Here is a 24,370-nt window from a genome sequence, read left to right as displayed (position 1 = left end):
ATCACCACTCACTTAATGCGCGCATACTAAACAATTGCTGACCGAATTCGAGTAACACGTATTGGGGTGTAATCTCGCGCAAACGCACGTCTGCCGTGATCCATTGCCCCTCTTGTAACGATTTACCATTTACTTTTACCCAACGTTGCGCCGGTTGGGTGGCATATACATGGGCTTCAAACCGTAACTTAGGCAATTGCCGTTGCAACGTAATATCTAAGGTTCCGATGTCTTGCGCTGGCGCACTATGGGTGGTTATTGGATTAGCTGGTCGTTCATTTCTATCCGCTGATTGCGCTAACGCGCTTGCAAAACGCTGACGCAATTCGGCTGAAATTTCTGGCTCAGGCTCGGGTTCTGCTTTGGGCGTGTTGGTGGTAACCGTCACCACCGTTTGCTCGGGAGGTAAGGTTTCTGTTACGGGCGGCTCGACCGGTTTTACTACAGCAGCCAACTCCGGCAGTTTTGGTGGATTTAACGTGCTGGCAATGGCCGAGGGCGAAGCAGGTTTGGGCTCAGCTACGGGTTGCGGTGCCGCGATCACTGGTGCAGCAACCTGCTGCTGCAAAAGTAAAAAATAGCCTGCTGCAAAACCAATCCCAATCGCTAAAAGCAACGCAAGCGCGATGGCGACATTTCGCCAAAAATGCGATGGCGCTGGGGCAACTGGCTGCTGTTGTTTTAACGCCTCCATTAAAATGGACATAAAATATTACTCTCCGCGAAATAAAGGCAGTAACTGCATAGCTAATAGAAACCCCAATAGTATACCGAATAGCGCTAACAGCGGCCATAACCAGCCTGGTAATGTTCGTGGGGCATGCTGAGCAACTGGCGGTAAAATCTCTGCGGCGGCGCGCTGCACTTCAATAGCCTCAACTAAGGGCTGTTGTTTACTGTAGGCCGCTAATAACGCTCTATCGGCTAATAAATTCAGTAATCGCGGGATCCCGCCACTGAGTTCAAACAGTTTTTTGACGGCTTTAGCACTAAACACCGGCCGTTGGCATCCGGCTACCTGTAAACGAAAACGCACATAATGCTGTACTTCGGCATAATTTAGCGGCAATAAATGATATCGAGCGGTGATACGTTGTGCCAGTTGCCGCAAATCGTTACGTTGCAATAACTGCTGTAACTCAGGTTGCCCAATGAGAATCACCTGTAACAGTTTTTTTGTGTTGGTCTCTAAATTGGTGAGTAACCGCAGTTGCTCCAATACCGCTGGCTGCAAGTGCTGTGCTTCATCAATAATCAAAATGGTTTTTTTGCCCGCATCATGATTTTTTTGCAATCGCTGCGTAATTTTATCACTCAGTAACTTTAAACTGGCATCGGTTTTTTTATAGCGGATCTTTAACTCATCACAGATAGCCGCCAAGAGCTCAAGCTCTGACAACGTCGGATTTAAGATAAAGGCAACTTCCGTTTGCGCATCTAACTCTTGTAGCAAGGTGCGTGATACCGTGGTTTTACCGGTACCCACCTCCCCTGTTAATAATACAAACCCCCCTGCATCTCCTAAACCATAACGCAAATGGGCTAATGCCTCAGTATGCCGCGGGCTTAAGTACATAAAGTCGGGGTTCGGCGCTATGGAAAATGGCGGGCTGGTTAAACCAAAAAATCCGGTATACATCGCTATCCTGTTTCTCAGCACTGCAATTTATGGCAAGAAGGGTATAATGGCAAAAAATACGCAATCAGGAAAGCATGTGCAGATATATCTTGTAGGCGGAGCGGTCCGCGACGAATTATTACAGGTGCCTTTTCACGAGAAAGATTGGGTGGTCGTGGGCGCTAGCCCTGAAGATATGCTTGCACAAGGCTATTTACAAGTTGGAAAGGACTTCCCTGTTTTTTTACACCCCAACACCAAAGAAGAATATGCGTTGGCCCGAACGGAGCGTAAAAATGGCAAAGGCTATACAGGGTTTAGCGTGTATGCCGCAGCCGATGTGACACTGGAGCAAGATTTAGCCCGCCGCGATCTAACCATCAACGCCATTGCTAAACGCGCTGATGGTCAACTGATCGATCCTTATGGTGGACAGCAAGATATTGCGCAACGTCAGCTACGCCATGTTTCAGCAGCCTTTGTCGAGGATCCCCTTAGAGTACTGCGCGTTGCTCGCTTTTATGCGCGCTATGCCCATTTGGGTTTTCAGGTGGCGCCTGAGACATTTCAGTTAATGCATCAACTAAGTGTGAGTGGCGAGCTTACTACGCTAAGCCCTGAACGGGTTTGGGTAGAAACGGCGAAAGCGCTAACGACTCAAAGCCCAGCAGCCTATTTTGCGCTACTACAGCAATGTGGGGCGTTAACGGCATTGATGCCGGAGTTAGCGGCACTTTGGGGCGTACCGCAACCCGCAAAATGGCATCCAGAAATTGATACCGGTATTCATACCTTGCTGGTGTTAGCGCAGGCCGCAAAACTGTCAGATAAACTAGAAGTGCGTTTCGCCAGCCTCGTACATGATTTGGGTAAAGGGATAACACCCAATGAGCTATTACCTTCCCATCATGGTCATGAGCATACGGGCTTGCCGTTGATAAACCAACTCTGTGATCGGTTACGGGTACCTAATCAATGTCGAGAGCTGGCCTTACTGGTGTGCGAATATCATCAACTTATTCACCGGGCAAAAGAGCTTAAAGCCAGCACTGTACTGGCATTCTTTAATGCAATTGATTTGTGGCGCAAGCCCGGACGACTTGATGATATTTTGCTGTGTTGTATTGCTGATTTACGCGGGCGCACCGGCTTTGAACAGGCTGTGTATCCGCAAGCGTCATACTTACATCAGTTAGCTGATGCCGCATTAGCGGTAAGCGCTAAAACGCTGATAGCACAGGGCATTGCAGGGCCTGCGATTAAAGATGCCTTGCAAGAGGCCAGATTAATAGCAATTAAAACTACTAAGCTGGCCAACATGGCTTAATTTTTTATACTGCTGACCAGCTAAGAAAAATAATTAAACCAACACCCAACAACAGCCGGTAGATTACGAAGGGTAACATACCCATCCGGCTGATAATTTTCAGGAAAAAATGGATACAAATTAATGCACTGAAAAATGCCAGAACGGTACCTAACAAAATACTTGAAACATCATACTGTTGCGGTTCAGCCAATAATTTACTGCCTTGATAACCACCACTAAGCACAATAATAGGGATCGATAACAAAAAGGAAAAGCGTGCAGCGCTAACTTTATCCAAACCTATTAACATCGCCGCGGTCATAGTGATGCCTGAGCGAGAGGTGCCGGGTATAATCGACAGTGCCTGAGCTGCACCAATAAATAACGCTTGCTTCCAGCTTAACTTATCCATGGCCTGCTGTTGCTTAGCCGTCGCATCAGCCCACCACAATGCCAAACCAAACACTATAGTAGTGCATGCAATAACCCAGGGCGAGCGCAGTAGCGTCTCAACCAGGTCCATTTTGGCGGCCACTAGGCCCGCCAACCCCGCGGGGATGGTGGCTAAAATGACCCACCAGGCTAATTTACTGTCGGTGCTGTGTTGCCCGCCCAAGCTTTTAATCCAACCAACAGTAAGATTACTAATATCTTGTCGAAAATACAGCATTACCGCCAATAATGTTCCAACATGCACGGCGACATCAAACGCAATACCTTGATCCTGCCAGCCTAAAACCGCTGAGGGTAAAATAAGATGTGCTGATGACGATACAGGTAAAAACTCTGTTAATCCTTGGATTAACGCTAAAATAATGACTTCAATAGTACTCAAGAACCTTCACTCCATGAAAAAGCCACTGGCCAAATTTTTTGTATTTTCGGATACGCTTGCCAAAGTTCGGCATAAGATTGCTGCGTAACAGGATGGATTAACTGTGGCGCGATCTCTGCTAAAGGCTGTAAGACGAACGCATTTTCAGTAATTTCTGCTCGCGGCAGTTGTACAGGATCGTCACAGATGCAATCGTCATATAAAAGTAAATCAAGATCTAAGGTGCGATTCGAAAACTTTTCAGAGCCGCGCACTCGCCCAAATTGATCTTCAATTTGCCTAAGGATACTGACACAATCGTCTAGGCTCAGAGTTGTTTCTACCCCAACAACCATATTATAAAAGGCATAGCCGCTGAATCCTACCGATTCGCTTTCATATACCGAGGACAATGTAAGCGCGCCAAAATGCTGCACGAGCATTTTTACGCCACCGCGAACATTCACGTCTCTCTCAATATTAGAACCCACACTGATATAAATAACCGCCATTAGGCACGTTCTCCCTTGGCGTAACGGGTAATTTGCACACCTACTGTAGCGGCTTGCGCTACGGCACCAGGCTTAGAGACGGTAATCTCGACGCGATTTGTCGCAAATTCCGTTAATAATAATTGCGCCACGCGCTCGGCGACGGTTTCAATTAATTCAATAGGTTGTGCTGTTATAAATTGGATAACGCGCTCAGATATTACCGCGTAGTCTAGGGTTAATCGGATATCATCCTGTTCAGCGGCAGCGCGTTGATCGGTCGCTAAACTGATATCGAGTACCAATCGCTGTTTAATGGTTTTTTCCCAGTCATACACGCCAATCACGGTATCAACCTGTAGTTGCTTGATAAAAACGATGTCCATCCAGTTAATTCCGCATTGCGTTATTTTTCGTTTCAGGTAGGCTGGCTAAGTATCAAAATACAAAACTGTTTTTGTTACCACACTAAATTTGCTGCAATAGTATCGTAAAAATGGGTGCTGAGGAACCACGGAATGACCTTGCTGATCCTGATAATGATGGTTATCGCTTACCTGCTCGGGTCTATTTCCTCTGCCGTACTGGTTTGTCAGCTTTTTCGCCTTCCCGATCCGCGTTTTCATGGCTCAGGCAACCCTGGTACAACAAATGTGTTACGTCTGGGCGGTAAACTGCCAGCCATAATGGTATTACTGTTTGATATTCTTAAAGGTACCATCCCTGTCTGGGGTTCATACTTTTTAAAAATAGAGCCTTTATGGTTGGGCGTTATTGGCATTTGCGCGTGTCTAGGACATATTTACCCGCTGTTTTTTGGTTTTAAAGGGGGTAAAGCTGTCGCAACTGCTTTTGGCGCTATGATGCCTATCGGCTTAGATCTTGCCGGCTTACTGATTGGTACGTGGCTAATAGTGGTGCTGATAACCGGTTATTCTTCTCTAGGCGCCTTATTAACCGTTGCTTTAGCCCCACTTTTTACCTGGTGGATAAAACCCCTCTACACCCTTCCCGTATTTATGCTGAGCCTATTAATTATTATTCGGCATCGCGAAAACATTTTACGTTTATACCGGCGCCAAGAAAGTAAGATTTGGGATAAATCTAAACGCGTCAGAGAGTAAAAAATAGTTAAATCGGGCTTAAGCGATCAAGTGGCCAGCGCGGCGTTACACCAATGGTTAAATCTTGCTGTTGGCCCGCGGCTAAACGCTGATAGCCAGCAAAAGCAATCATCGCACCGTTGTCTGTACAAAACGCTTTGCGTGGATAAAACACCTTGCCGCCCATCGCCCCTAGCATAATGCCGAGTTGTGTCCGAAGCTCTTCGTTGGCACTGACTCCACCGGCAATTACTAGACGTTTATAGCCCGTTTGCTGTAATGCCCTTCGACATTTGATTAACAACGTATCCACTACCGCTTGTTGAAACGACGCCGCAATATCTGCCTGAACTTGTGCCGTATTTCCTTCTTTTTGAATCACTAATGACGCTGCCGTTTTTAAGCCACTGAAACTAAAATCTAATCCGGGGCGATCGGTCATTGGCCTTGGAAACGTATATTTTTTGGGATCACCAAGCGTAGCGAGTTTGGCCAGCAAAGGCCCGCCTGGATACTCTAAACCCATCAACTTTGCGGTTTTATCAAAAGCTTCGCCCGCCGCATCATCAATCGATTCACCTAAAAGGGTATAGCTGCCAATTCCTTCTACCGCCACCAATTGAGTATGCCCACCTGATACTAGCAAAGCTAAAAAAGGGAATGCTGGTGCATCTTCCTCTAACATAGGCGCTAACAAATGGCCTTCCATATGATGAACAGCCAACGCAGGTTTTTGCCAGGCAAAGGCTAAACTACGCCCCAGTGTAGCCCCAACCAGTAAGGCACCGGCTAAGCCTGGCCCAGCCGTGTAGGCAACGCCATCGATATCCGCTGCGGTTAAGCCGGCTTCTGCTAGCGCTTGTTTAATTAACGGTAACGTTTTGCGCACATGATCGCGCGATGCCAGCTCTGGCACCACACCACCATAATCGGCATGCAATGGAATTTGGCTATATAAGACATGACTTAACAGTCCTTGCTCGCCATCGTAAATGGCAATACCCGTCTCATCACAAGACGTTTCTATACCTAAAACTCGCATTATCTTGGCCTCTGCTACCGCATAGTGGGCAATTTACGGTTTTGAAACACACACTTTTGTTTGTCCCAAAATCGCTTTCACTAAAAATAGGCTAAATAAACCTGCACGCATGGCGCTTTTTGGTTATCATATTCGCCCTGAAAACGCGCATTGTAGCGGCTTGCCCACCCCATAGCCAGAGGATCTGATTTAAGATCACTTAAGCGCTTTACTTTGGTGGTGCTTTTTGCGTAAAATACCGCACCATTTTTAATCGTATTGGTTAACGATAACCAGTTTTGGCCTGAGGTGAGAATTTAATGCCTGTAGTTAAAGTAAAAGAAAACGAACCCTTTGACGTAGCTTTACGTCGTTTCAAGCGCTCATGCGAAAAAGCCGGCGTATTAGCTGACGTTCGCGCTAAAGAGTTCTATGAAAAACCAACGTGGATTCGTAAACGCAAGAAAGCTGCTGCGGTAAAACGCCATGCGAAGAAGCTGTCTCGCGAAAATGCACGTCGTATCCGCCTGTACTAATCTACAGCGCTAGGATGCCGGCATAGGGTTTTAGCCGCAGTTTTTAACGTAAGCGGCCATAGCAAATTAACTTCGTTACATTTGCGACCCTACAAAATGCTTTATCTGCACACCGTGTTCCTGTAACACGGTTTGTCTTTTTCTGAAGCCTGAATAAAAAGGACAAGTGTGGCAGGACAAATACCCCGTCAATTTATCGATGATCTGCTTGCACGTACTGACATCGTAGAGCTGATTGACAAACGTGTCCCCCTTAAAAAGGCGGGTGCACGGAATTATAGTGCCTGTTGTCCCTTTCATAACGAAAAAAGCCCGTCATTTACGGTTAGCCCGGATAAACAATTTTACCATTGCTTTGGTTGCGGTGCGCATGGCAACGCCATCACCTTTATGATGGAGTTTGAACAATTAGAATTTGTTGAAGCCATTGAAGAGCTCGCAAAAGATTTACACTTAGAGGTTCCTCGCGAAAAAGGCTCACAAGCAAATCGCCCCGCGCCACAAGCCGATGATTATGCTCTGATGCAACAAGCGGCTGACTTTTACCAACGCCAGTTACAACACGATGCCAAAGCGCCAGAGGTGCAAGCGTATTTACAAAAACGCGGGCTTAGTGCGCAAACGATTAATGACTTTCAGCTTGGCTATGCACCAGAAAGCTGGGATGGGTTAATGAAGGCGCTGGGGGGCTACTCGGGTAAATTACAACGTGATCAGCTATACGAGTTAAAACTAACCAGCCGAAATGAAAAAGGCCGTGAGTTTGATTTTTTTCGCGATCGCTTGATGTTTCCAATCCGCGATAAGCGTGGGCGGGTTATCGCGTTTGGCGGCAGAGTGTTGGGTGACGGTCAACCCAAATATTTAAACTCACCTGAAACACGGCTGTTTCATAAAGGCCGTGAGCTTTATGGCTTATACGAAGTGCGCCAACAACCTGGGCATCTTAATCGTATTCTCGTTGTCGAAGGCTATATGGATGTTGTCGCCCTCGCCGAGCATGATATTAAGTTTGCAGTCGCCTGTTTAGGAACTGCTACTAGTTCAGATCACATGCACACCCTGTTTCGGTATGCACCGAAAGTTATTTGTTGTTATGACGGTGATCGTGCTGGGCGCGATGCGGCCTGGCGTGCGTTACAAAGCGCTCTGCCACAACTAAAAGATGGCGTAGAACTTAATTTTGTATTCTTACCCGATGGGGAAGATCCGGATTCATTAGTGCAAAAAGAGGGAAAAGCCGCATTTTTACAACGTTTAGATGCCGCGATGCCACTAAGCCAGTACTTGTTCCAGCATTTGCTGTCCGAATTTGATGCGAGCAGCGATGCTGGTAAATCCGCCTTAGCACAAAAAGGTACCGAGCTAATTAAACTGATCCCAGGTAGCTTTTACAAAGAACAACTCACTGAAAAGCTCGATAACTTATTGGGCAGAAAAACCCAACGCATAAAAGTGAGCAATACACGCCCTGGTCCCAGACCCGTTACCAGTACCTTAAAAGTTACGCCAATGCGCCGCGCTATTGCCTTATTAATTCAATATCCAGCTCTAGCCACACAGATGCCGTATGCGCCAGAACTAGCAGAGGCCAATATCCCTGGCATAACGCTATTACTGGCTGTGCAAAAGCATTTACTCGATAAGCCTGACTTAACAACTGCACAATTACTAGAATACTGGCGAGATTTGCCAGAGCATGCCATCCTATTAAAGTTAGCAACTTGGGAACATCAAATTGAACCTGAACAACTTAGCCAGGATTTCCTTGATACGTTTCACTCTATCGAGGACATGTATTTACAACAGCGCCTTGAAGCGTTAGAACGCAAAGATAAGCTTAAACAACTCACGCAAACCGAGCAACAAGAGTATGTTTTGCTGCTTAAAGCGTTAAAAAGCAAAAAACCGCGCTCAGTGAGCTAACTGCGGCTGGCTAGAAAAGCCGCGCTTTGTTATAATCACTAGTTCGCATTTTTAGATTAACAACTTTGGTGGAAGATAAGTCTCTATGGAGCAAAGTCCTCAGTCGCAGTTAAAACTCCTGATCCTTAAAGGTAAAGAGCAAGGGTATCTTACCTTTGCTGAAGTGAACGATCACCTTCCACAAGACATTATCGACTCTGATCAGATCGAAGATATTATTCGGATGATCAACGATATGGGTATACAGGTGTTCGAAAGCGCCCCTGATGCCGATGATCTGATTATGTCAGATGCTGCCGCTGATGAAGATGCCGCGGAAGAAGCCGCGCAAGCATTGGTGAGCGTAGATAAAGAACTTGGCCGTACCACCGATCCGGTGCGGATGTACATGCGTGAAATGGGTACAGTGGAACTGCTGACCCGTGAAGGCGAAATTGATATTGCCAAACGCATTGAAGATGGGATTAATCAGGTACAAACCTCGGTTGCCGAGTATCCTGAAGCGATTACCTATTTGTTAGAACAATGGGATAAATACGAAGCAGAAGAAATTCGCTTAAGCGATATCGTTTCTGCTTTTATTGATCCAAATGAAGTCGATGAAGCGCCCATCATGGGTAGCAACATTGGTTCAGATCTGCCAGAAGAACATCAAGCAGATACCCCTGATACCGACGATGACAGCGATGAAGATGGCGACGCTGACAGTGACGATGGCGATACTGGCCCGGATCCTGAGCTGGCGCGGATTAAATTCACTGAATTACGCAGCCAATATGAAACCACGCGCAATTCTATTGTGCAAAATGGTCGCGAGCATCCAACAACTAAAGAAGAAATTGAAAAACTTAGCGAAGTTTTCCGTTGCTTCCGCCTAGTACCTAAACAATTCGATCGCCTCGTTAAAAACATGCGCGAAATGATGGATCGGGTTCGGGTGCAAGAGCGCTTAGTGATGAAGCATTGCGTTGAATACGCCAAAATGCCAAAGAAAAACTTTGTTAAAGCCTTTACGGGTTTTGAAACTTCTACTGCGTGGTTATCAGCTGAAATCGCTGCCAATAAACCATATTCTCCCAAGCTTTTAGAGCTACAGGAAGAACTGGTGCGCAGCATTGAAAAGCTGAAAAAAGTGGAAGAAGAAACCGGCTTAAGTATCTTTAAAATCAAAGATATTAACCGCCGGATGTCGATTGGTGAAGCCAAAGCCCGTCGCGCCAAAAAAGAAATGGTAGAAGCAAACTTACGTTTGGTTATCTCTATTGCCAAAAAATACACCAACCGTGGTTTACAGTTCCTCGATTTAATTCAGGAAGGTAACATCGGTTTGATGAAGGCGGTAGATAAGTTCGAATACCGTCGCGGTTATAAGTTTTCAACTTATGCTACCTGGTGGATCCGTCAGGCGATCACCCGCTCAATCGCGGACCAGGCCCGGACTATCCGGATCCCAGTGCATATGATTGAAACCATTAACAAGCTAAACCGTATTTCACGGCAAATGCTGCAAGAAATGGGACGCGAACCTTCACCAGAAGAATTATCTGAACGCATGCAAATGCCTGAAGATAAAATTCGTAAGGTGCTGAAAATTGCTAAAGAGCCAATCTCCATGGAAACGCCTATCGGTGACGATGAAGATTCGCATTTAGGCGATTTTATTGAAGATTCGGGTGGTGAATCACCACTGGACTCTGCGACTATGGAAAGCCTGAAAAACGCGACTAATGAGGTTTTAGCAGGCTTAACCGCTCGCGAAGCCAAAGTACTGCGCATGCGCTTCGGTATCGATATGAATACCGATCATACGCTGGAAGAAGTAGGTAAGCAATTTGACGTAACGCGCGAGCGGATCCGCCAAATTGAAGCCAAGGCGCTGCGCAAGCTACGCCACCCTTCCCGCTCAGAAGTTTTAAAAAGCTTCTTAGACGAGTAAGTCGTTACTCTATGTCACTAAAGGCGCCAAGTTGGCGCCTTTTTGTTATTTCAGCATAAAATATAAGCAGTTGATTGCAGCTTATGTACGTTGCCAGATGACAAAGCACAAAAAAATTCATATACTGCTTGCCGTTACTTATCTCTGCCGAGCTGATAGCCGATAATCAGGGATGTGCAAACACTGCACTCAAAAAGTAAGTTTTAAAATGGCCCCATAGCTTAGGCGAAAGGCGGTCACCGCAGGTGATGAGAAGTGACTTAACGTCACTTCGAAAGACTTGAGCACGAGGCCGTGGATGGCCGAGCTGAGTGCCGATCATCAGGGATGTGTAAACACTGCACTCAAAAAGCAAGTTTTAAAATGGCCCCATAGCTTAGGCGAAAGGCGGTCACCGCAGGTGATGAGAAGTGACTTAACGTCACTTCGAAAGACTTGAGCGCGAGGCCGTGGATGGCCGAGCTGAGTGCCGATCATCAGGGATGTGTAAACACTGCACTCAAAAAGTAAGTTTTAAAATGGCCCCATAGCTCAGTTGGTTAGAGCGCTCGACTCATAATCGATCGGTCGCTGGTTCGAGTCCAGCTGGGGCCACCATCTCCCTCTAAAAACCCCCCTTAGAATAAAAGAGTTACTGAGATATTGGCAATTCTGTCGCGCCTTCTGTCGTGCGCCTATATCCTTACCTAGTTTTATTTTGATGTCTAGTTATGCTCTTTTTTACCTTTGTTGAGCACAATAATCACCTTACTGGCTTTGTACACATCATCTTGTATAGTAACAATATATCCCACGTCCGAGCTGTATTTTCTAATCTTGTGGCAAGCAATACACATAAAAAACGCGAAATTTATATATAACGCGATTTAAATGTATATAAAACAGCAGACGCTATGCATAAATTTCGATAGCACCAGCTTCAAGCACGTTAATATCCTGAATATGCGTTTCCATTTCAGCAGCCGACAACCAACTTATGCAAACGTGATGATCTGCCACTAACCACAGCCGTACTCAACATCAACATACAATGAAAGGGAAATCTTTATGCCGGTTTCAGTTTACACAAAACGCCAACAATGGTTGGCATTGCTATTGATCATATTAGTGACCTTTTGTGCTGCTGCCATTGGCAGTATTGGCTCGCTAAATGCGCCGCAGTTTTACCGAGAGCTTAGCTTGCCTACCTGGGCACCGCCGGGCTGGTTGTTCGGCCCAGTTTGGACCTTGCTATATAGCATGATGGCATTTGCCGCTTGGTTGGTATGGCGCACTGCTGCGCTTGGCAACACTAGCCGAGCGCTGCAGCTATATGCGTTGCAGCTTGGTCTAAATGCACTCTGGAGTTGGTTATTCTTTGCCTGGTACTTGGGTGCTGCAGCGTTTTTGGAAATTATTTTGTTATGGCTGGCTATTATTACCACGATGCGTAGCTTCTATTTACACAGCCGCTTGGCTTGCTGGCTACTGCTCCCTTATTTACTCTGGGTAAGTTTTGCGACCTTGCTCACCTTTAGTATCTGGCAACGCAATCCCCAGTTACTGTAAAAACTGTCATTCGGCAGCATTAGAAGCCGTCTGTGACTATGCCACAGACGGCTTCTAACGAATTACTCTTTAATCAATTAGCCTTTAATCAATTAGCCTTTAATCAATTAGCCTTTAATCAATTAGTCTTTAATCATTACGCTGATACGGTTGCCCTTGCTGCCACCACAGTGGTGCCGGCTCGCCTTTGAGGTAGTGATTAAAAAACTCCAGCATTTTAATGCTGTAATCGACCTTGTTGGCAAAATCAGCCAGATGGTGATCTTCACCTTCGTATTGCAGCATCACTACCTCTTTTTGTAACCGACGCAGTGCTAAATACAGCTCGATACCCTGCTCCCACGGCACTGCACCGTCTTTATCACCAAACTGGATCAACAGCGGCGTGTTAATTTTGTCGGCAAAAAATACGGGGGAATTATCGATATAGGGCTTGAGATTGTCGAACATCGACTCACCAATACGGCTTTGCCCGGTTTCATACTGGAACTGTCGCGCCAAGCCGGTTTGCCAGCGAATACCACTATAGGCACTGGTCATATTCGATACCGGCGCACCCGCTACAGCAGCGGCAAAACGATCAGTTTCCGTGATCACAAAAGCCGTTTGATAACCCGACCAGCTATGGCCGTGCAAACCAATGGCCTTAGGATCGGCAATTCTCAGTTCGATTAACCGATCAATCGCCGGCAGTAAAGACTCAGTGGCGCTTGGCCCAGGCGCCCCTTCACGAAAGCGGATATCCGGTAAAAACACCACATAATCCTGCCCTAAATAAAACGGAAAGTTCGGCCGGTGATTAACCCGCATCTGATTATAGCTAAACAAGCGATCGGAGAATTGCTCATAGTAATACACCAGCACTGGATAGCGCTTTGCCGGATCAAAGCCATCCGGCGTTAACACTACGCCTTGCAGCCGCTCGCCATCGGCGGTAACCCAGTCAATCAGATGGCTGTCGCCCCAGAGAAAATTGCGCTGCTGCGGATTAACATCTGTTAGCTGAGTTGTCTGGCTAAAATCAGGCTTCGCCAGCTTAAGATCCGGGAACTGGCGGAAGCTTTGCTCAGTAAACAGGTAGGCATTTTGCTGCTCCAGCGCTTCAACAAAATCATAGCGCGTATTGCCGCTGATCAGGGTTTGCCGTTCGCTCGTTGCCAAATTGAGCTGATAAAAGCCGCTTTGTTTGCTCTGCTCGTTAAAACCGTGTAATAGCAGCTTGCTATTTAAAGCAATAGCCTGTGCCTTGGCATCGGTTTGCTCAAACCGATAACGCCACTGAGTGTCGCGGCCATTAACCGTCAGATTACGGTTATCGCCATTTAAACCCAGTTGCCAAATATCAAAGCGATCATAAACCAGCACTGCCGATTCATCGGCTAGCCAGCCGGCTACGCCGTAAGCTGCGGCTGGCTCCGGTCGATCGTGCATTTCATCAACCCATGACACCTTAATATCCGCTGCTAACTGGCGTTTGCTGCCATCGGTGCTATCGAATAACCAGAGTTTACCCTGCTGCTGATACAACGCATAGCGGCCAGAGGGCGAGAGGTGCGCACGTTCGTAAGACGGGTTGCCAGCAAATACCTGCTGCCGCTGTCCGGTATGCAAATTAACATGCCAAATATCATGTAACCGGCCCTGCCAGGTCAGTTGCTGCAGATACGGCCGGCCATTGCTGAGTAGCGCCGCCTGCGGGTTTTGCGACGGGTACAACCTATCTTCGAGATCGGCACTTAGCGGGACCAGTCGTGGTGTGGCGCTGCTTGCCAGGCTACTGTTATCCACACTGCTATTATCCAACCAGAGCAAAGCCGGAGCGGTGCGGCGCTGTGCTTGCTGATACTCCGCTTTTTGCTGCGGGATAATCCGCGGATCCTGACCATGCCACACCTGCAGTTTTCGCCCAGCGGCCAAGCGAGCTAAATCAAATAGTTGCTCGTCCGTTTCCAGTGCCGCCGCAGCTTCTGCCGGCGCAACGAGCGGCCGAAAACCTAACAGTACCGCCCGGCTATCCTCACGCCACTCCGGTGCCTGCTTATCACTTAACAGCCAGCCATCTTGCGCTACGGCTAATGGCCGAGCCGAGTTTTGATTGCTGCTTGTTAAATCTTTAGCCGACCAATACCACAGTTGCTGCGCAACTTCCTTGCCTTTTTCGGCTTTAGCGGCGCTAAAAAATACCAGTTGCTGACCATCTGGGCTAAAACGTAATTGCTGTTTAACATCAGCATTCGCTTCAGTAAGTGCTAGGCTGCGCTGCTCGGCAGGGAAATAAACTACTACCTGCTGGCTTGGCCTGGCGTTTTTTGCCTCGGTGCCACTGGCGGCTTGCTCAATGACGGCTTTCTCTAGGACGAGGGCGATTAAGTCCGAGTCTTTGGCGGTAGCAAACTCCGTCACCTGCCCCAAATCACTCACCTTACCACTTTGTAAATCCAGTACTTGGAGCAATTGGCTGCTGTCTTTGCTATCGGCTTTACGCACCAGTAATAGTGCATAGTTACCGGCACCGGTAAAACTAAAGCGTTCGATATTGGCAAATACCTTTTGCTCGCCAGTGGCGGTATTAAGCAAAATAGCGTTCTGCGCTAAGGCATCACGTTTGGCTTTATCGTTTTTGGCCTGTTCACGCGCTAATAGCGGCGCCCGCTGGCGAAATAACGCAAAGCTACCGGTTTGATTAAGCATGCCACGATCTGCGCGCTCCACACTAAATTCGCGCTCGCTGAGCAAATGCCGCACATAGCCGGTACTGTCGCCAAAATCTGGCTCGGCGGTGTAAAGCAGCCACTGCTGATTGCCGCTAACCGCCCGCTCTTTGATCTCGCGAAACTGCATAATGTCGCTCAGGCTTAACGGTTTAAGAGTAGTCACATCGGCGCTACTGGCCGCAATCGTCACGGCGCTGGGCTGCAGCGGCGCCGGCTTAGTTGCCGTGCCAAACTGACTGCATGCAACAAGGGAAAACGAGAGTGCCAGCGCCAGAGCGACACGGCTAACAGAGTATTGAAGTCTTTTCATAGCAAGCACTTATTCTGGTTATTTTTTAGTGTTTACCCTAGCACAGGCATGAAGGTCGCAGCAGCAAAAATCCTACCAAGCGGCAATTTGCTGAGATAAATTATCTATAGCACTTTATAGTAGATGTACCGCATTGGCAGCGTGTGACGTCTTTTCTTCTAGTCCTAGCCGTATGTGGTGCCTTCGGCGCTTTTGTGGGTTTTAGCTTAGCAACCTTTTTTAAGGGGTAAACTATGCAGTTAAATACCACGTTGATACGCCAACTACGCGCCGAGAAAGGCTGGACGCAACAGCAACTGGCCGATATATGTAATCTCAGTCTTAGAACCATTCAACGGGTTGAATTACATGGCATTGCGTCATTAGAGACGAGCAAAGCGCTCGCCGTGGCCTTTGGCATAGAACGGCAACAGCTACTGCAAGAAGACCCTGTAACTGAGCATCAAGCAAGGCAATATGGTGTGCCGATTTGGGTACCTGTTGCTACCTTTCTGACGGGTATACTTGTTGGGTCGCTACTTTTATTGTTTTTAAATCGTTGATAACACCCTTGTGCTATCTAAATCTGTTGTTTTAAACATGAACGCTAGCCTAGATAGCGGGCTAAAAATACACGCTAATGCGCATTTAAAATTTTTATTAAACTGTTACACTCGATACATAACAATAAACCAGCAGTGGATCCCTTATGAGCAACCATAAATTTAGGCTTGTCACACGCAGCGACTTTGATGGGCTAGTGTGTGCCGTATTGTTAAAAGATCTCGATTTAATCGATGACATTTTATTTGTGCATCCGAAAGATATGCAGGATGGCAAAATTGCTATTACCGAAAACGACATTACCACCAACCTGCCCTATGTTGCAGGCTGTCATATCGCGTTTGATCATCATCTGAGTGAAACGGTTCGTAACAGCGGCGATATTAAAAATCATATTATTGATGCCAACGCGCCCTCAGCTGCTCGCGTAGTTTACGATTATTATGGTGGCGCAGCCAAGTTCCCCAAAATCTCTACAGACATGATGGATGCAGTGGATAAAGGTGACTCGGCGCAATTCTCCAAAGATGAGATCCTCAATCCTACAGATTGGGTACTATTGAATTTTATTATGGATGCGCGCACCGGGCTTGGCCGTTTCCGTGACTTTAAAATTTCAAATTATCAATTAATGATGAAGTTAATTGATGCCTGTAAAGATCACTCAATTGCGCAAATTCTGGCGATGGAAGATGTGGCGGAACGCGTGGCACTTTACCACGAACATAACACCTTGGCGAAAGCACAAATTGAACGGTGTAGCACCGTGCATGGTAATTTAGTGGTATTAGATCTTACCGCCGAAGAGACTATTTACGCCACTAACCGCTTTGTTATTTATGCCATGTTCCCCGATTGTAATATTTCTATTCATAAAATGTGGGGCTTAAAACAACAAAATGTGGTGTATGCCGTTGGTAAGTCTATTACTAATCGCAGCTCAAAAACCAATGTGGGCGAACTCTGTTTAAAATATGGCGGTGGCGGCCATTTAAATGCGGGGACTTGCCAGATTGCGACAGAACAAGCCGAAACGGTCTTGCAAGAACTGATTAGCACCATCCGTAACGATGGCTAAACACACCTAACACCCTAAAGCTGTTATGCAACTTCCTAACAATATTCTCAATATTCGATGGAAGTTGCGACACAGTGTTTTTCTTATTCGCATTTAAAAGAGTAACGTACCAAACATAACGTGCTGTTAAACGGTGCGATTATCCTAAAAATCTGCCTCTTTGACTAAAAGCCATTTGTATTAAAGCCGCAACACGCTAAGTTAAGACGCATTTTATTTAACCACATGAGGCATTATGAAATTTCTGGCTCTTGGCGCGCTCGCTGCTGTTATGGGCTTTAGCCCTCTGCTGCACGCGGCCTCTGTTACGACGCCCTTTCAGGCGGATGATATTTTTAAACTGGCGGCGACGAATGATGTGCAAATTTCGCCTGATGGTAAACATATTGTGTATGTTCGCCAACAAAACGACATTATGACCGACCGCACGCAAAGCAGTTTGTGGCTCATTGAAGTGGCAACTGGCCAGCATTATCCTTTGTTTGCAGATAAGTTTAGTTACAGCCAACCGCGTTGGGCACCCGATAACAATCGTATTGCCTTTGTGTCTGATCGTGATGGTAGCTCACAAATTTATGTGCACTGGCTAAAAGAGCAAAAAACGGCAGCAATAAGCCAAACGCAATGGCGTCCTGGGCAACTTAGCTGGTCACCCAACGGCAAACATATCGCCTTTAGTGCCGAAGTGACTGCGGCCACTACCGACTTTGCTAAAAGTGTGTATCAACCGAAAAAACCGGCCGGCGCCAATTGGTCAGCGAGCCCAATTGTGGTGGAACGCACCTATTATCAGGCCGATGGTCGCGGTGTAATGCGTTCAGCATATAACCAACTGTTTATTGTGCCTGCGGAAGGCGGCATTGAACAGCAACTGACCGACGGGCCTTATGCGCATCGAGGGCCATTAGTTTGGACACAGGATAGTCAAGCGCTGATTTTTTCTGCTAACCGCCATGCAGAGTGGGAATATCAACCTAACCAAGCCGACCTCTACCAAGTGAGTATTAATGGTCAGCAATTAACCCAACTTACCCAGCTTGATGGTCAAGAGAGTGAACCTACGCTCTCACCGGATGGCAAAACCGTGGCCTTTACCTTTACCAGTCCAGCGGCAGTCTCCTACAGCAATAGTAAACTGAAATTGTTGTCACTGGCGTCAGGCGAGATATCAGCACTAGCTGCGGACTTGGATCGTAGTGTTGAGAGCCCCAGCTGGGTAAATAACAGCACACTGGTGTTTCAATATGCTGATCAAGGCAAAACCAAAGTTGCGCAAATTACCACTCGCGATCGACGCACAGATCTCGTTGATGATTTAGGCGGCACCTCATTGGGTCGTCCTTATCTAAGCGGTATGTATAGCGTCGCGGAAAATGGCACCTTGGCGTATACGCAAGGGACGAGTCAACGTCCGGCTGACGTTGCCGTATACAGCAATAAACGTAGCCGTACCTTAACGTCTCTTAATAGTGGTCTCTTGGATCAGCGTAAACTGGGCGAGGTGCATGAAATTCGCTATACCTCAACGGCGGGTAATGAAGAGATCCATGCTTGGTACATTACCCCCCCTGATTTTGATCCCACAAAAAAATACCCGCTTATTTTGGAGATCCACGGCGGCCCGCATTTAGCCTATGGCCCGCAGTTTGCGGCTGAGCTGCAGCGCTATGCTGCAGAAGGCTATGTTGTGCTTTATAACAACTACCGTGGCAGTACCAGCTATGGCGAGCGTTTTGCGATGTTGCTGCACTATAACTATGCGTCCGAGCATGATTTTAAGGATCATATGTCAGGCGTTGATGCGATGCTGGCAAAAGGCTTTATTGATGAAAACAACCTGTTTATTGCCGGCGGTTCGGCTGGCGGTATTGGTAGTTTATATGCGGTGGGGTTAACCAAGCGTTTCAATGCTGCTGCCGCCACGAATCCAGTCGTTAACTGGACCTCAAAAGTGCTGGCAGCCGATAGTTATGTCGGGCAAATTCAAAACCAATTCCCGGGCACACCGTGGGAGCATCAGGCACATTATTGGCAACGTTCACCATTGTCGTTAGTGGGTAATGTTAGCACCCCGGTACTACTCTTTACCGGTGAAAAAGACCGCCGTACCCCAATGGCAGAGACTGAGCAGTATTACCAGGCACTTAAACTGCAAAAGGTCGACACGGCGATGGTAAGAGTGCCTGATGCTTATCATGGCGTAACCAATCGTCCATCATGGATGATTGCAAAAGTAGAATATGCATTAGCGTGGTTTAAGCGCTATAAAAAAGACGCCGAGTAATAACAATAAACGCCACATCAATTAAGAGGTGGCGTTTGCTTTGTTAACGGATGTTGTTAGCAATTTAAGCGCTTACACTAGAACGCGTTGGACACATATCCCAGTACAAGCAACTAATACCAAAAACTAGGTCCAAATACTAATACAAAAATTGGCACCCTGCATGAGTAACATATCTTAGTAGGGTGCCCTTCGCTTGCCTCAACGTTTGTATTGCGTGGGGCAATACGCGCGATCGATATCTGGATGGCGGAGTTTTAAATGTTTCGTTTTACGGCCTGTTACCCGCGCTCGCCAAAGCCTAAAACTGCTGGCTTTTAATTCACTGCGCATGAGTTTAATCACGGCACTTTCATTTATACCAAATAACCGCTCTATGGCTTCAAAAGGGGTGCGATCTTCCCACGCCATTTCAATAATACGTGAGCGTTGCTCTTCATTAAATTCAGACACGCTTAATCACTCCTCTGCCACAGCATAAGCTTGATATAAGGATAAAGGCGCAAAAGTCAGTGCACGTTCATGACAGGCAGACAACTTGAGCAAAGGCGCGGCACCTGCTTGCTCCGCTTCAAGCCAACGCAGGGCGCAAAGGCACCAAAAGTCACCGGCCTTCAACCCCGGGAAATTCCATTCAGGCTTGGGCGTGATCAAGTCATTGCCACGCTTAAGGGTATACTCCAAAAAATCGTCTGTAATTGCCGCACACAGTACATGACTACCGGTGTCCGCCCCCGAAGTACGGCAATAGCCGTCACGAAAAAAACCCGTTTTAGGTGCAAAACAACATGCCACCAAGTCACCGCCTAGTATATTCTTCTCCATGCTCATGATCCTTTTAAACTTCTACTCTGCTTAAACGTATACACTGACAAAACCGATTGCTAACTAGGATAGTTTTATGCGTATTTTTACCACTTTTATCGCCTTTATCAGCTTTATGCTGTTAAACGGATGCACCAGCGTACCCGACAAGGTGAATCCCGTTACCCCTTTTGAGCTTAATCGCTATTTAGGCACGTGGCACGAAGTGGCTCGATTGGATCATTCTTTTGAGCGCGGCTTAACACAAGTGACTGCAGAGTATACTCTGCGAGAAGACGGTGGCATTACGGTTATTAACAAAGGATATGATGCCAGCAAAGACAGTTGGAAAACCGCTGAAGGCAAAGCGTTCTTTGTTGATGAGCAGAACGTGGGCCGTTTAAAGGTATCGTTTTTTGGACCTTTTTATGGCGGCTACAATATTGCGATGCTCGATGACGATTATCAAATTGCGTTAGTCATTGGTCCCAACCTAAAATACGCTTGGCTGCTTTCACGCAAACCCCAATTGAGTGCGGCTGAATGTGCCCCTTACTTAGCAGAGGCAGAGCGTATTGGTATTGCAGTATCACAACTGATTTGGTTAAGCCCCTGCCAATAACGTCGTCATGGACTTGGCTTTAGCCCAATAAAAAGGCCTTTTTACAAAGGCCTTTATCACTATCGCTGACGTTAAAACAACAAATACGCTGTTATGCCGCCTTTGCCGGAATGCGCTCTAACACGGCCAACAACAGTTGCCAGTATTGACCAACCGTTTCAATATTGACCATTTCATCTGGACCATGTGGATAGCGGATAGTGGGGCCTATAGAAACCATATCCATATCCGGATAGGGTTTCTTAAATAACCCACATTCCAAGCCGGCATGAATCACCATAATAACCGGATCTTTTTGATAAATATCCTGATAGGTTTCTTTCACTATCGCCATAACTGGCGAGCTTGGATCGGGTTTCCAGCCAGGATAAGCACCACTGAACGTTACATTTACCTTTGCTAACGCCGCTAACGAGGCGAGCATTGATTCGATTTGTTCCCGACCAGAATCAATCAGTGAACGGATCAAACACAACACCTGTACTTTATCGCCATCTGTGGTGATAACCCCTAAATTTAACGACGTTTCTACCACACCCGCTATCTCATCACTCATCCGCATTACCCCATTTGGGCAGGCGTTAAGTAACTGCAATAGTGTTTGTTGCGATTCTGCGCGCATCACGTGCGCCGGCAGAATGGTCTCGGTGACATCAAGCTTCAATTTTGGCTCGGTGACAGCCAACTCGTGTTGTAACAAGGTTTGAAACGCCGCAACTTTTTCTTCTAACCTTGCCCGTTTGTCTGCTGCTAGGGTAATCACCACCTCGGCTTCGCGCGGAATGGCATTACGTAATGAGCCGCCAGACATTTCACTCAGCTTTACATCAAGCTCTTGTGCGCAATCAACTAAAAAGCGTGCTAATAATTTATTGGCATTACCGCGGCCTAAATGGATATTTACACCGGAGTGACCACCTTTTAGCCCGCTAAGGCTAATACGATAGGCTTGGTGTCCGGCTGGTAATGGCTGCCATGCGACGGGCACTGTAAATTGCGCATCTACCCCGCCTGCGCAGCCCATATAGATCTCACCTTCTTGTTCAGAATCGGTGTTAATCAAAATCTCAGCAGCCAGCACGCCAGGTTGTAATGCAAAGGCGCCGGTCATACCGGCCTCTTCATCCACAGTAAGTAACACTTCTAACGGCCCGTGCTTAATATCTGTGCTACCTAAAATAGCTAACGCAGATGCCATACCAATACCATTATCGGAGCCTAAGGTAGTGCCATTAGCTTTTACCCACTCACCGTCTACATAGGCTTCAATAGGATCTTTGGTAAAGTCATGCTTTTTATCCGCATTTTTTTGCGGCACCATATCTAAATGAGCTTGAATTACCACGGTTTTACGATTTTCCATACCGGTTGTTGCCGGTTTTTTGATAATCAAATTACCAACGTGATCTTCCAGTACGTTAAGTCCTTTATCACGCGCCCACGCTTGAATATGCTGGCTTAATGCTTGCTCATGTTTTGATGGATGCGGAATAGCACAAATTTGGGCAAACCACTGCCATAAAGGTTGCGGATACAAACTGGAAATAGCGGTCACGAAAACTCCTGATTACAACAATAGAATAATAACGCGATAGTAGCACATGTCTGAATCGGCTAAGAGCCCTGCCAAAGAACCTGCCGGTATGCTGCTTTAGCACAGTAAAAAAAACATTACAGGGGTATAAAATTATTGCCAATTAACCTAATAGCATCCACAGGGCAACCGCGAACATTAAACTGGCCGCAATACGATTGAGCCATTGCACTTTGCTTTGCTGGCGCAGTAATGCCGCGAGGGCTTTCCCACCGCTGGCATAAACCAACATTGAGCAAAACTCTAACGCCAGAATAATCGTTACTAGCACGAATAACTGCGGCCAAAACGCCAGTTTAGCGTCGATAAATGGGGGTAATAATGCCATATGAAATGCCCAGCCTTTAGGGTTTGATACCGCGGTAATAAAGCCTTGGCTAAATAATGTTGCTTTTGGCATCAGTGCCGGAACAGCACCCAATTCGGGCACGGCTAACTTGCCCTTAGCGCGCCACATTTGGACACCAACATACACAAGATAACAGGCACCTAAAATTTTAAACCACTGAAATACCGTCGGAAACTGCAGCATAAGTGCCGCCACCCCCAACACCGCGGCCACCGCCACTAGCCCTACGCCCAACATTTCGCCCCACATCATCCAGAATGTACGGCGCACCCCCTGACTCATTCCTAATGTCATGGCGAGCGTCATACACATCCCAGGAGTGATCGATACAAACAAAAAGGTTGGAATAAAGGCACCCAGCAATGTCAAATTAACCATAAAAACCTCAGTAAGGGACAACTGTATTTTCGCGCGTAAATCTACTGCCAGCAAGCATTTAGATAGGGATAAATGATGCGGATTATGCCTGTGTGAATACTTATAAAAACGCGAGAGCCGCTCACCATGGTACCGTCACGCTGCCCACGTCATAGCACTCCACAATACTGGCTGGCGAAACGCGCTACATAACTGGTATGCTGTTGACACATAACTTCGCTATACGACTCACACTTAATGAAAATTGTTGTAAAAAGTTTATTAAAGGGCTTGGCCATTATTCTGCCCTTGGTGATCACAATTGAATTACTCCGTTGGCTACTCCTTACTGTTGAAACCTTATTAACACCCGTATTGAAAATGGTGATCCCCGTAGCGTGGTATTTGCCGGGTATGGCTATTGCTGGCTTTGTTCTGGTGTGTGTCGCCATTGGATACAGTTCACGCTGGCCAAGTTTTAACTGGCTGTGGCAACTGCCTGGAAAAGTGCTGATGAAACTGCCGGGGACCAAACAAGTCTATGGTACGTTGCAAGATCTTATTGATGTCATGGCCGGCAAAAACTTCAGTGATGGCTCAGTGGTAATGGTGAAACTGCCCTCATCCGAGATCGAACTCATCGGGATTGTCACGAAACAAGGCGGACAACAACATGATCGTATGTCCGCGTTAATGCAAGAAGAACAGTTAGCCGTATTTATCCCTATGGCATACAACGTGGGGGGCTACACTATTATTGTGCCACGCAGTTATACCCGTAATATAGAAATGAAACCAGCCGAAGCGCTACAACTGGTGCTCAGTGGCGGTTTAGGCAGCAGCAAAGCACCGGGGGCATCAAAACCCGAATAATACTAGCATGGCGTTATTCGACATCAAGATTGAGCGTTCGTAACTCTTTTAATGTCTGTGTTTGTAACATGTCTAATGTTTTATGGTGCGGCTCCGGCCGCTGTGTTTGAGAATCGACTCGCACAAATACAATATCGTCGGCAAAGCAGATCGTCTTTTTAGTGGCTTTATTGCGTACCAAGCAACTTACGGTAATAGAGGTTCTGCCCACCGCTTTAGTGGTTAAGCCAAACTCCACCACATCGCCCAGTTTCGCCGGGCTTTCAAAACTGATCGCCCCCATGTGCTTAGTCACCAGGCTATTGGTTTCCAACTGACAAATCGCGTAAATTGCCGCTTCTTCGTCTATCCATTCTAATGCTCTGCCACCAAACAGTGCATTGGCATAATTTAAATCACCCGGCATCACCAGCCGACGACTAAGAAAGCGCATATACTCACCCATACTGTTATTGTTTAGCATTTAAGTATACCAGTAGCAACCTATAGCACCAATGCGCTACGCTTTTTTGTACGGACAGCCCTCACTACTAATGCAGT

At 46.9% G+C, this 24,370-nt stretch carries 23 protein-coding genes and 1 tRNA gene; 12 read left to right on the top strand and 12 right to left on the bottom strand.

The genetic code is table 11. The features are described from left to right. Position 1: 1 nt before the first annotated feature. Together IE070_RS05355 and IE070_RS05350 are read right to left on the bottom strand one after the other, a co-directional pair. On the bottom strand, positions 2 to 706 hold the full coding sequence (locus IE070_RS05355) for a general secretion pathway protein GspB (RefSeq protein WP_189481211.1): 705 nt from the start codon (positions 704 to 706) through the stop codon (positions 2 to 4). Between the two features lie 6 nt (positions 707 to 712). Beyond that, the gene (locus IE070_RS05350; protein ID WP_189481210.1) at positions 713 to 1,639 is read right to left on the bottom strand and encodes an ExeA family protein; all 927 of its coding nucleotides are present in this window, start codon (positions 1,637 to 1,639) and stop codon (positions 713 to 715) included. A 76-nt stretch (positions 1,640 to 1,715) separates the two neighbouring features. Here IE070_RS05350 and IE070_RS05345 point away from each other — a divergent pair, with 76 nt between their 5' ends. Then, on the top strand, positions 1,716 to 2,945 hold the full coding sequence (locus IE070_RS05345; protein ID WP_189481287.1) for a multifunctional CCA addition/repair protein: 1,230 nt from the start codon (positions 1,716 to 1,718) through the stop codon (positions 2,943 to 2,945). A 4-nt stretch (positions 2,946 to 2,949) separates the two neighbouring features. Here the strand turns inward: IE070_RS05345 and IE070_RS05340 are convergent, their stop codons facing one another. The 3 genes from IE070_RS05340 to folB are packed head-to-tail and all read right to left on the bottom strand — an operon-like array spanning position 2,950 to position 4,618. Next, a complete protein-coding gene (locus IE070_RS05340) occupies positions 2,950 to 3,762 on the bottom strand; it encodes an undecaprenyl-diphosphate phosphatase (RefSeq protein ID WP_189481209.1) in 813 nt (270 codons plus the stop codon). Then, the gene (gene folK / locus IE070_RS05335) at positions 3,759 to 4,253 is read right to left on the bottom strand and encodes a 2-amino-4-hydroxy-6-hydroxymethyldihydropteridine diphosphokinase (protein ID WP_189481208.1); all 495 of its coding nucleotides are present in this window, start codon (positions 4,251 to 4,253) and stop codon (positions 3,759 to 3,761) included. The genes IE070_RS05340 and folK overlap by 4 nt, the downstream gene beginning before the upstream one ends. Next, on the bottom strand, positions 4,253 to 4,618 hold the full coding sequence (folB, locus tag IE070_RS05330) for a dihydroneopterin aldolase (RefSeq protein ID WP_189481207.1): 366 nt from the start codon (positions 4,616 to 4,618) through the stop codon (positions 4,253 to 4,255). The genes folK and folB overlap by 1 nt, the downstream gene beginning before the upstream one ends. Positions 4,619 to 4,750: 132 nt before the next feature. On the opposite strand from folB, the gene plsY reads away from it, so the two are divergent. Continuing rightward, positions 4,751 to 5,356, top strand: a complete 606-nt coding sequence (gene plsY / locus IE070_RS05325) for a glycerol-3-phosphate 1-O-acyltransferase PlsY (RefSeq protein WP_189481206.1) — start codon at positions 4,751 to 4,753, stop codon at positions 5,354 to 5,356. 7 nt (positions 5,357 to 5,363) lie between these two features. On the opposite strand, the gene tsaD is transcribed toward plsY, so the two are convergent. Next, the gene (tsaD, locus tag IE070_RS05320) at positions 5,364 to 6,377 is read right to left on the bottom strand and encodes a tRNA (adenosine(37)-N6)-threonylcarbamoyltransferase complex transferase subunit TsaD (RefSeq protein WP_189481205.1); all 1,014 of its coding nucleotides are present in this window, start codon (positions 6,375 to 6,377) and stop codon (positions 5,364 to 5,366) included. A gap of 299 nt (positions 6,378 to 6,676) precedes the next feature. On the opposite strand from tsaD, the gene rpsU reads away from it, so the two are divergent. The 5 genes from rpsU to IE070_RS05295 all read left to right on the top strand — a co-directional run bounded on the left by rpsU (position 6,677) and on the right by IE070_RS05295 (position 12,302). Then, entirely contained in the window at positions 6,677 to 6,892 is a 216-nt protein-coding gene (gene rpsU, locus IE070_RS05315; RefSeq protein ID WP_189430033.1) for a 30S ribosomal protein S21, read from the top strand. Positions 6,893 to 7,060: 168 nt separating this feature from the next. Beyond that, entirely contained in the window at positions 7,061 to 8,818 is a 1,758-nt protein-coding gene (dnaG, locus tag IE070_RS05310) for a DNA primase (RefSeq protein WP_189481204.1), read from the top strand. An 85-nt stretch (positions 8,819 to 8,903) separates the two neighbouring features. Then, a complete protein-coding gene (gene rpoD / locus IE070_RS05305; RefSeq protein WP_189481203.1) occupies positions 8,904 to 10,754 on the top strand; it encodes an RNA polymerase sigma factor RpoD in 1,851 nt (616 codons plus the stop codon). A gap of 520 nt (positions 10,755 to 11,274) precedes the next feature. Next, positions 11,275 to 11,351: transfer RNA gene (locus IE070_RS05300), tRNA-Ile, on the top strand. A 450-nt stretch (positions 11,352 to 11,801) separates the two neighbouring features. Then, positions 11,802 to 12,302 carry a TspO/MBR family protein gene (locus tag IE070_RS05295; protein ID WP_189481201.1) on the top strand — a complete coding sequence of 167 codons (501 nt, stop codon included), beginning with the start codon at positions 11,802 to 11,804 and terminating at the stop codon, positions 12,300 to 12,302. Positions 12,303 to 12,431: 129 nt separating this feature from the next. Here the strand turns inward: IE070_RS05295 and IE070_RS05290 are convergent, their stop codons facing one another. Further along, complete coding sequence (locus IE070_RS05290; RefSeq protein WP_189481199.1) at positions 12,432 to 15,326, bottom strand: alpha/beta hydrolase family protein; 2,895 nt, start codon at positions 15,324 to 15,326, stop codon at positions 12,432 to 12,434. 233 nt (positions 15,327 to 15,559) lie between these two features. On the opposite strand from IE070_RS05290, the gene IE070_RS05285 reads away from it, so the two are divergent. From IE070_RS05285 to IE070_RS05275, 3 genes are all read left to right on the top strand, one after another. Beyond that, positions 15,560 to 15,868, top strand: coding sequence for a helix-turn-helix transcriptional regulator (locus tag IE070_RS05285; RefSeq protein WP_189481197.1), 309 nt, complete (start codon positions 15,560 to 15,562; stop codon positions 15,866 to 15,868). 146 nt (positions 15,869 to 16,014) lie between these two features. Next, the gene (locus IE070_RS05280) at positions 16,015 to 16,947 is read left to right on the top strand and encodes a DHH family phosphoesterase (RefSeq protein ID WP_189481195.1); all 933 of its coding nucleotides are present in this window, start codon (positions 16,015 to 16,017) and stop codon (positions 16,945 to 16,947) included. A 235-nt stretch (positions 16,948 to 17,182) separates the two neighbouring features. Next, positions 17,183 to 19,231 carry a S9 family peptidase gene (locus tag IE070_RS05275; RefSeq protein ID WP_189481193.1) on the top strand — a complete coding sequence of 683 codons (2,049 nt, stop codon included), beginning with the start codon at positions 17,183 to 17,185 and terminating at the stop codon, positions 19,229 to 19,231. Between the two features lie 201 nt (positions 19,232 to 19,432). Here IE070_RS05275 and IE070_RS05270 read toward each other — a convergent pair whose 3' ends face one another. Continuing rightward, positions 19,433 to 19,684 carry a TIGR03643 family protein gene (locus IE070_RS05270; protein WP_189481191.1) on the bottom strand — a complete coding sequence of 84 codons (252 nt, stop codon included), beginning with the start codon at positions 19,682 to 19,684 and terminating at the stop codon, positions 19,433 to 19,435. 6 nt (positions 19,685 to 19,690) lie between these two features. After that, positions 19,691 to 20,056: a DUF2237 family protein gene (locus IE070_RS05265; RefSeq protein WP_189481189.1), complete on the bottom strand. Its 366-nt coding sequence runs from the start codon at positions 20,054 to 20,056 to the stop codon at positions 19,691 to 19,693. Between the two features lie 76 nt (positions 20,057 to 20,132). Between IE070_RS05265 and IE070_RS05260 the strand changes: the two genes are divergently transcribed. Then, the gene (locus IE070_RS05260; protein ID WP_189481187.1) at positions 20,133 to 20,657 is read left to right on the top strand and encodes a lipocalin family protein; all 525 of its coding nucleotides are present in this window, start codon (positions 20,133 to 20,135) and stop codon (positions 20,655 to 20,657) included. Positions 20,658 to 20,748: 91 nt separating this feature from the next. Here the strand turns inward: IE070_RS05260 and IE070_RS05255 are convergent, their stop codons facing one another. After that, positions 20,749 to 22,212 (bottom strand): aminoacyl-histidine dipeptidase, encoded by a 1,464-nt coding sequence (locus IE070_RS05255; RefSeq protein WP_189481185.1) that lies wholly within the window; start codon positions 22,210 to 22,212, stop codon positions 20,749 to 20,751. A 142-nt stretch (positions 22,213 to 22,354) separates the two neighbouring features. Continuing rightward, positions 22,355 to 22,978 carry a LysE family translocator gene (locus tag IE070_RS05250; protein ID WP_189481183.1) on the bottom strand — a complete coding sequence of 208 codons (624 nt, stop codon included), beginning with the start codon at positions 22,976 to 22,978 and terminating at the stop codon, positions 22,355 to 22,357. Between the two features lie 237 nt (positions 22,979 to 23,215). Between IE070_RS05250 and IE070_RS05245 the strand changes: the two genes are divergently transcribed. Next, positions 23,216 to 23,830, top strand: a complete 615-nt coding sequence (locus IE070_RS05245) for a DUF502 domain-containing protein (protein ID WP_189481181.1) — start codon at positions 23,216 to 23,218, stop codon at positions 23,828 to 23,830. Positions 23,831 to 23,843: 13 nt separating this feature from the next. Here IE070_RS05245 and IE070_RS05240 read toward each other — a convergent pair whose 3' ends face one another. Beyond that, positions 23,844 to 24,263: an acyl-CoA thioesterase gene (locus IE070_RS05240; RefSeq protein ID WP_189481285.1), complete on the bottom strand. Its 420-nt coding sequence runs from the start codon at positions 24,261 to 24,263 to the stop codon at positions 23,844 to 23,846. Between the last annotated feature and the right edge of the window lie 107 nt (positions 24,264 to 24,370).

Origin of the sequence: Alishewanella tabrizica, assembly GCF_014652375.1 — a bacterium.
GTDB lineage: Bacteria > Pseudomonadota > Gammaproteobacteria > Enterobacterales > Alteromonadaceae > Alishewanella > Alishewanella tabrizica.
The sequence above is the reverse complement of the archived record's forward strand: the minus strand, read 5'-3'. Positions and strand labels throughout refer to the sequence as shown.

Excerpts from the sequence above, each read along its gene's own strand:
- IE070_RS05355 (WP_189481211.1), bottom strand. The coding sequence starts at position 706 with ATGTCCATTTTAATGGAGGCGTTAAAACAACAGCAGCCAGTTGCCCCA.
- IE070_RS05350 (WP_189481210.1), bottom strand. The coding sequence starts at position 1,639 with ATGTATACCGGATTTTTTGGTTTAACCAGCCCGCCATTTTCCATAGCG.
- folK (WP_189481208.1), bottom strand. The coding sequence starts at position 4,253 with ATGGCGGTTATTTATATCAGTGTGGGTTCTAATATTGAGAGAGACGTG.
- folB (WP_189481207.1), bottom strand. The coding sequence starts at position 4,618 with ATGGACATCGTTTTTATCAAGCAACTACAGGTTGATACCGTGATTGGC.
- plsY (WP_189481206.1), top strand. The coding sequence starts at position 4,751 with ATGACCTTGCTGATCCTGATAATGATGGTTATCGCTTACCTGCTCGGG.
- tsaD (WP_189481205.1), bottom strand. The coding sequence starts at position 6,377 with ATGCGAGTTTTAGGTATAGAAACGTCTTGTGATGAGACGGGTATTGCC.
- rpsU (WP_189430033.1), top strand. The coding sequence starts at position 6,677 with ATGCCTGTAGTTAAAGTAAAAGAAAACGAACCCTTTGACGTAGCTTTA.
- rpoD (WP_189481203.1), top strand. The coding sequence starts at position 8,904 with ATGGAGCAAAGTCCTCAGTCGCAGTTAAAACTCCTGATCCTTAAAGGT.
- IE070_RS05295 (WP_189481201.1), top strand. The coding sequence starts at position 11,802 with ATGCCGGTTTCAGTTTACACAAAACGCCAACAATGGTTGGCATTGCTA.
- IE070_RS05290 (WP_189481199.1), bottom strand. The coding sequence starts at position 15,326 with ATGAAAAGACTTCAATACTCTGTTAGCCGTGTCGCTCTGGCGCTGGCA.
- IE070_RS05285 (WP_189481197.1), top strand. The coding sequence starts at position 15,560 with ATGCAGTTAAATACCACGTTGATACGCCAACTACGCGCCGAGAAAGGC.
- IE070_RS05280 (WP_189481195.1), top strand. The coding sequence starts at position 16,015 with ATGAGCAACCATAAATTTAGGCTTGTCACACGCAGCGACTTTGATGGG.
- IE070_RS05275 (WP_189481193.1), top strand. The coding sequence starts at position 17,183 with ATGAAATTTCTGGCTCTTGGCGCGCTCGCTGCTGTTATGGGCTTTAGC.
- IE070_RS05265 (WP_189481189.1), bottom strand. The coding sequence starts at position 20,056 with ATGGAGAAGAATATACTAGGCGGTGACTTGGTGGCATGTTGTTTTGCA.
- IE070_RS05260 (WP_189481187.1), top strand. The coding sequence starts at position 20,133 with ATGCGTATTTTTACCACTTTTATCGCCTTTATCAGCTTTATGCTGTTA.
- IE070_RS05250 (WP_189481183.1), bottom strand. The coding sequence starts at position 22,978 with ATGGTTAATTTGACATTGCTGGGTGCCTTTATTCCAACCTTTTTGTTT.
- IE070_RS05245 (WP_189481181.1), top strand. The coding sequence starts at position 23,216 with ATGAAAATTGTTGTAAAAAGTTTATTAAAGGGCTTGGCCATTATTCTG.
- IE070_RS05240 (WP_189481285.1), bottom strand. The coding sequence starts at position 24,263 with ATGCGCTTTCTTAGTCGTCGGCTGGTGATGCCGGGTGATTTAAATTAT.